The following is a 7065-nucleotide window of genomic DNA, read 5'->3' on the forward strand; positions in this document are numbered from 1 at the left end:
ATCGCCTTCAGTGTCTCAAATCGGCTCCAGCCCATCGCGGCGGCGATCCTGTGTCTCATGGCGGCGCAACTTGTACTCGCGTCCTGCGGCGATCCTGAACCGATTCCCTACGCGACCCGGGTGGCGATCCAGCGGTAAGCCGGGCCGCCGCTAGAGCGGAAGTCGGCTGAGGTCGTACCCGGCGTTCGCCGCCGCCGCTCGCAACTCATCGGGCTGGGCGCGATCCAACGCCCGCATCGCCAGCGCCCAGGTCACCGTCGACCGCGTGCCTGAGCGGCAGTACATCAGGACGGGTTCGCCCGTCTCCAGCGCAGCCGCGACGGCGCGGACCGCATCTGGCCCCGGCATGCCCATGACGGGCGCATGCAAATAGTCCAGTCCCGCTGCTCGCACGGCCTTCTCCATCTCGGCGGACGGCGGCTGACCCACGTCCTCGTCGTCGGGACGATTGTTGATAATCCGGCGCACGCCCATCGCCGCGACCTCCGCCAGATCCGCGACAGCGATCTGCGGCGAAGCCCAGACGTCCGGGGTCAGAGGGCGTGGTGACAACATTAGGGGAGCCTCTTGGTTCGACGACAGGACGGAGACGCTTGTTCGTCGGCAACGTGTCCTGAATGCGACACTGATGGGGCGAGAACATTACACACCTGTAATTGCGGTGGCGCAGCAAAGTTCATCGGGCCTATCAGTAGGTCAGTCTGCGACACTTTGTCGTCGCATGACGACCAGGGGTGCGGCGGAGGGCCGCGCCATCGTTTCAGGAGAACGATCTTGAGAAACCAATCCATCCGGCAGCGCATGCTCGCCACCACGATGATGGGCGGCGCGGCCATTCTGGCCATCGCAGCCCTGCCCGTGGTCGCAGTCGTCGCCGCGCCGACCGCCGCAGTGGCGCAGGACTATACCAACGGCACCCTGACCGGGACCGTTGGAGGCGCCAACGGCGAGCCGATCTCCGGCGCCACGGTGACCGTCGTCTCCAACGCCCAAGGTATCAGCCGCAGCGCCACTACCGGCGCCAACGGTCAGTTCCGCGTTCCGCTTATCCCGACTGGTTCCTACACCGTGACGGTCGCTGCCCCGGGCTTCGACAATGTGTCGGATGACGTCTCGGTCGGTCTCGGCAACAACAGCTACGTCTTCACGCTCGGCGCCGTCGGCGCCTCGGGTTCGAACGTCGACGACATCGTCGTCACGGGCGTTCGCCGCTCGCTGGACATGTCGCGCGCCGCCACCGGCGTGTCGATCGACGTCGACCAACTGATCGAGAACGTCCCGGTCGCCCGTAACATCACCGCCGTGACCCTGCTGGCTCCTGGCGCCGTCGTCGGCGACTCTCAGTTCGCGATCGGTCAGTCCCAGCTGCAGGCTCCTCCTGCCCTGGGAGGCTCGGGCCCGGCTGAAAACGCCTTCTTCGTCAACGGCCTGAACATCACGAACTTCGTGACCGGTCTGGGCGGAGCGACCGTGCCGTTCGAGTTCTACAAGAACGTTGAAGTGAAGACCGGCGGCTACTCCGCCGAGTTCGGCCGCGCCACCGGCGGCATCATCAACGCCACGACCAAGTCCGGCACCAATGACTTCGTCGTCGAACTGCATGGCACCTGGGCGCCCGACTCGCTGCGTGAGGATGCCCCGAACACGCCGTCCGGCCCGCAGTACGCCGGCGTCGTTAACGCCCTCGCCGAATTTGAAGAAAAGACCCTGACCCTGGAAGTCGGCGGCCCGATCATCCGTGACCGCCTGTTCGCCTACGGCATCGTCGCCTACAACGACACGGAGTCCCAGTCGGCCTCCAGCGCAGGCACCACCGGTACGTTGAACCGCGACGTGTTCAGCGACGATCCGTTCTACGGAGTGAAGCTGGACGGCTACATCACCGCGGATCACCGTCTGGAGTTCACCTATTTCGACACCTCCAGCTCGCGCACGCGCACGGCCTATGACTACAACCCGACCACGGGCGCTATCGGCACGACCGCGCTGAACTCGACCCTGCTGTCGCAGGGCGGCGAGAACTGGGTCGGCCGCTACACCGGCACCTTCACCGACTGGCTGACCGTTTCGGCCGCCTATGGTGAAACCACCATCGATTCCTCCAGCCTCGTTCAACCGACTGCGGAATCGCTCGTGCAGGACAACCGTCTGAACGGCGCCGGGGTCAGCCTCGCCAACGCCCGCCGCAGCCGCCAGACTGCGGCCGCTTCCTCCCCGCAGCTCGCAGAACGCAAGTTCTACCGCGCTGACGCCGACGTCTATTTCGACCTGTTCGGCCAGCACCACATCCGGTTCGGCTACGACCACGAAGACACCACGCTGACGACTTTCTCGGTCCGTAACGGCGGCGGCAACTATGTCTATAATACCGCCTCGGCTTCGACGGCGTCGTCGCTGGGCATCACGGTCGGGCAGGAATACGCCACTCGCCGCATCTTCACGTCGGGCGGCGGCTTCGACGGCGCCAACGAAGCCTTCTACATCCATGACTCGTGGGACGTCAGCGATCGCCTGAACCTGCAGATCGGCTTCCGCAACGACAACTTCGAGACGAAGAACACCGCCGGTGTGACCTTCATCGATTTCGAAAACAACTACGCGGCCCGTCTCGGCGCCACCTACGATCCGGTCGGTGACGGCACGTCGAAGTTCTACGGCACCTATGGCCGTTACTTCCTGCCGCCGGTTTCGAACACCGCGTTCCGCATCGCGGCGCCGGCGATCGACATCACCGAGTTCTACCTGCCCACGGCTGGCGCGCGCTTCTTCGGTGGCTCGGCCGGTTCGACCACGGCCTTCGACGCCACCACCGGTCTGCCGACCGGCGGCTTCGGACCGCAGATCACCAACCGTCCGAGCTTCCAGGCCTGCCCGGCCGGCACGGGCACGACGGCTGCGGCCGGCGCGATCTCCTGCTCGGTGCGTAACAACGGCTCGCAACCCGATCCGCGCACCCTGGTCGCCACCAACCTGGAAGCGACCTATGAAGACGAGTTCATCGTCGGCTATGAGTCCCAGGTGACGGACCTGTGGACGCTGGGCGTCAAGGCGATCTACCGCAACCTCGGCACGATCGCCGAGGATGCGCTGCTCGACAGCGGTGTGGTGAACTACTGCCGCCGCAACAATATCGCGCTGACCAATGCCCAGCACACCGGCTGCTTCGACCTCTATAACGGTCAGTCGCTGTACCGGATCATCAATCCGGGCTCGGCCGCGACCATCGTGGTCGACCTGCCGAACGCGGCGGGCGTGCTTTCGGAACAGACGATCAATCTGACCGAGGCCGATCTGCCCTTCCCGAAGGTCCGCCGCGAGTATTCCGCGCTGGAGTTCACCTTCGATCGCGCCTTCGACGGCGTCTGGGGCCTGACCGGCTCCTACACCCTGTCGAAGTCCGAGGGTAATACTGAGGGCGGCGTCAAGTCCGACGTGGGCCAGGTCGACGCCGGCATCACCCAGGACTTCGACTTCCTGTCCTTCCTGCCGGGTTCGTCGGGCCTGCTGCCGAACCACCGCGCCCATCAGTTCAAGCTGTACGGCTCGTGGCAGGCGTTCGACAACTTCACCGTCGGCGCCAACCTCTCGGTGGCCTCGCCCCGTCACTACGGCTGCATCGGTCTGGCCCCGCCGACCTATGCGAACGGCGACGGCGATGTGGCCAACCAGTCCTACGGCGCGGCCGCGCGCTTCTGCAACCAGCTGGTCGTGGATCGCGGGTCAGCTCTGGAAAGCGACTGGACGACCCGCTTCGACCTGGCCCTGCGCTACTCGCTGGATGACTTCGTCCCAGGCAATCTGGTTCTGCGTGCCGACATCATCAACGTCCTCAACCTGGACGGCGTGACGCAGATCAACGAGTTCGGCGAAGACGACTCCGGCAACCCCGACACCACCTACGGTGCGCCGACCGTCTATCAGGCTCCGCGCTCCATCCGCTTCGGCTTCGACTGGGCCTTCTAAACTCCACCGACGACTGCATGAGCACGACTGGGCGGCGGATCTTCGGATCCGCCGCTCTTTTTCTTTGAAGCCTTGTCCGGCGAAAATCGCCGCCATCGAAAAACCATTGCGACGCGTCACGCGTTGGGTGGGGCCAACTCCCCGAAACAGATCACGGACCGTCCATGCGCCTTCGTCTCGCCGCCTCGCTTCTCGTCCTGGCCCTCGCTGCCCAGTCTCCCGCCTTCGCGCAACAGGACGACGGCCCGGTCGTCACCGCCCGCGACGCCGGAGAGAGCACCGACGCGCTAAGGGCGCGCGAGGCGATCGCCTATGAGACGCCCCTGCCGCGCGGCGCGCCGGAACAGGACTATCCTCTGGTCGCCTGGTGTGCGGCTCTGGTTGAAGGCCATATCTCCCTCGGCCGCAGCCTGACGACCGCCGACGATCTGGACCGCGACATCATCCGTCTGGGCGGGCTGGAGGCGGCGGATTTCCGCGACGCCCTCGCCGCCGGACAGGGCCGTCAGACGCCCGCGACCCTCGCCGCCGCCCGCGCGGCCGAGGCCGACGCTGCCGCCCGATGGCTTCCCCTGCAGGCCCAGGAAGATGAGCGCGCCCGCAGCGAGGCCTTCGGCCTGTTCTTCGGCCTGCCGGGCCGCTGCGAACACGCCGCCCGCCGCGTGCGCGAGAACATCACCACCCCGCCGGTGACGCTGGATCAGGCTGGTCTGGATGAGGTCGGCGTCCCGAAGGAGTAATCCTCCCCCGACGGGGGAGGTGGCGCGGCGCGTCTTCCGCGCCGTGACGGAGGGGGCCAGCCGCGAACTCGGTGTCCGGGGCCAGCCCCCTCCACCGCTTCGCGGTCCCCCTCCCCCAATGGGGGAGGACTACGCCGCCGCCACCCGTTCCGCTGCGCCGGGCTCGTAGTTGAGGATGGGCGAGAGCCAGCGTTCGGCGGTCTCGACGTCCCAGCCCTTGCGAGCGGCATAGTCCTGGATCTGATCCAGATCGATCTTGCCGACGCCGAAGTAGTGGCTGCCCGGGTGGCCGAAATACAGGCCCGACACCGAGGCAGGGGGCGTCATGGCGAAACTCTCGGTCAGGGCCATGCCCGCGTTCTGTTCGGCCTGAAGCAGTCGGAACAGGGTGGCCTTCTCGGTATGGTCGGGCTGGGCCGGATAGCCGGGCGCCGGCCGGATGCCCTGGTACTGTTCGGCGATCAGCTCGTCGGGTGTCGACACCTCGTCGCCCGCATAGCCCCACAGCTGGGTGCGGACCTCCTTGTGCAGCCGTTCGGCGAAGGCCTCGGCCAGACGATCGGCGAGGGCCGCCGCCATGATGGCGGAATAGTCGTCGCCGGCGTCCTTGAACCGTTTCGACGCCTCGACCTCACCGTGGCCGGTCGTGACCGCGAAGGCGCCGATATAGTCTTCACCCGTCTCGGCGACGAAGTCCGACAGGGCCAGGTTCGGCTTGCCGTTCGACTTCCTGATCTGCTGGCGCAGGGTGTGGAAGCGGGCGATCTCTTCGGTGCGGCTCTCGTCGGCATAGACGGCCACGTCGTCGCCGATCGCATTGGCGGGCCAGAAGCCGACCACGCCCTTGGCCGTGAACCACTTCTCGTCGATGATCTGTTTCAGCATCACCTGGGCGTCCGCGAACAGGTCCTTGGCCGCCTCGCCGACGATCTCGTCCTCGAGGATCAGCGGATAGCGGCCGATCAGCTCCCAGCTGGCGAAGAAGGGCGTCCAGTCGATGTGGTCGGCCAGGTCCTGCAAGTCCCAGCTGTCGAACGCCTTCACGCCGATGAAGGACGGCTTGCCCGGCATCGGGGCTGCCGGATCGATCCTGAACCGGTTCTCGCGCGCCTGGGGCAGGGTGGCGCGCGCCTTGACCTCCTGGCCGCGGGCGTACTGTTCGCGGATGCGGATGTATTCGTCGCGGGTAATGGCCTCGTTCTTGGCCCGCTCGGTCTTTGACAGCAGGCCCGAGACCACGCCCACGGCGCGCGAGGCGTCGACGACATAGGTGGTCGATCCGGCGGAGTAGCCCGGCTCGATCTTGACCGCCGTATGGGTCCGGCTAGTCGTCGCCCCGCCGATCAGCAGGGGGATGTCGAAGCCGCGCCGCTGCATCTCGCGCGCCACGAACACCATCTCGTCCAGCGACGGGGTGATCAGGCCCGACAGGCCCACGATGTCCACCTTGTGCTCGATCGCGGCGTCCAGGATCCGGTCGGCCGGGACCATGACGCCCAGGTCGATGACCTCGTAGTTGTTGCATTGCAGCACGACGCCGACGATGTTCTTGCCGATGTCGTGGACGTCGCCCTTCACCGTCGCCATCAGGATTCGGCCGGCCTGTTCGCGCGGCTTGCCGGCCTTCTCGGCCTCCATGAACGGCTCCAGCCAGGCCACGGCCTGTTTCATCACCCGGGCGGACTTCACCACCTGCGGCAGGAACATCTTGCCCGAGCCGAACAGGTCGCCGACCACGTTCATCCCGTCCATTAGCGGACCCTCGATGACGTGCAGCGGCCGCTCGACCGACAGGCGGGCTTCCTCGGTGTCGGCGTCGATGTACTCGGTGATGCCGTTGACCAGGGCGTGTTCAATCCGCTTGCCGACGGGCTGGTCGCGCCACTTCAGGTCGACGACCCGCGCCACCCCCTTGTCGCCCTTGTAGTTGGGGGCGATGTCGACGAGGCGTTCGGTGTTGGAGACATTGGTCCGCTGGGGCCGGTTGAGGATCACGTCCTCGACCGCCTCGCGCAGGGTCGACTCGATGTCGGTATAGACCGGCAGGTCGCCGGCGTTGACGATGCCCATGTCCATGCCGGCGGCGATGGCGTGGTACAGGAAGACCGAGTGGATCGCCCGGCGCACCGGCTCATTGCCGCGGAAGCTGAACGACACGTTCGACACCCCGCCCGAGATCCGGGCGTAGGGCAGGGTGGCCTTGATGACCTTGACCGCCTCTATGAAGTCGACGGCGTAGTTGTCGTGCTCCTCGATCCCCGTCGCCACGGCGAAGATGTTGGGGTCGAAGATGATGTCCTCGGGCGGGAAGCCGACCTCGTCCACCAGGATGCGATAGGCGCGGGTGCAGATCTCGATCTTG

Annotated in this window: 4 protein-coding genes; 2 read left to right on the forward strand and 2 right to left on the reverse strand. The window is 66.4% G+C overall.

What is annotated here, in order from left to right; translation table 11 throughout:
* Positions 1 to 150: 150 nt before the first annotated feature.
* On the reverse strand, positions 151 to 555 hold the full coding sequence (locus RMO01_RS07865; RefSeq protein ID WP_309628492.1) for a TIGR01244 family sulfur transferase: 405 nt from the start codon (positions 553 to 555) through the stop codon (positions 151 to 153).
* A 219-nt stretch (positions 556 to 774) separates the two neighbouring features.
* Here RMO01_RS07865 and RMO01_RS07870 point away from each other — a divergent pair, with 219 nt between their 5' ends.
* Together RMO01_RS07870 and RMO01_RS07875 are read left to right on the forward strand one after the other, a co-directional pair.
* Positions 775 to 3963 carry a carboxypeptidase regulatory-like domain-containing protein gene (locus RMO01_RS07870; protein WP_309628493.1) on the forward strand — a complete coding sequence of 1063 codons (3189 nt, stop codon included), beginning with the start codon at positions 775 to 777 and terminating at the stop codon, positions 3961 to 3963.
* Between the two features lie 164 nt (positions 3964 to 4127).
* On the forward strand, positions 4128 to 4703 hold the full coding sequence (locus RMO01_RS07875; protein WP_309628494.1) for a hypothetical protein: 576 nt from the start codon (positions 4128 to 4130) through the stop codon (positions 4701 to 4703).
* Positions 4704 to 4832: 129 nt separating this feature from the next.
* Here RMO01_RS07875 and RMO01_RS07885 read toward each other — a convergent pair.
* Positions 4833 to 7065 (reverse strand): vitamin B12 dependent-methionine synthase activation domain-containing protein (locus tag RMO01_RS07885; RefSeq protein WP_309628495.1); only part of this gene is annotated, 2233 nt, incomplete at its 5' end.

It is taken from the genome of Brevundimonas sp., assembly GCF_031412435.1.
Lineage (GTDB): Bacteria > Pseudomonadota > Alphaproteobacteria > Caulobacterales > Caulobacteraceae > Brevundimonas.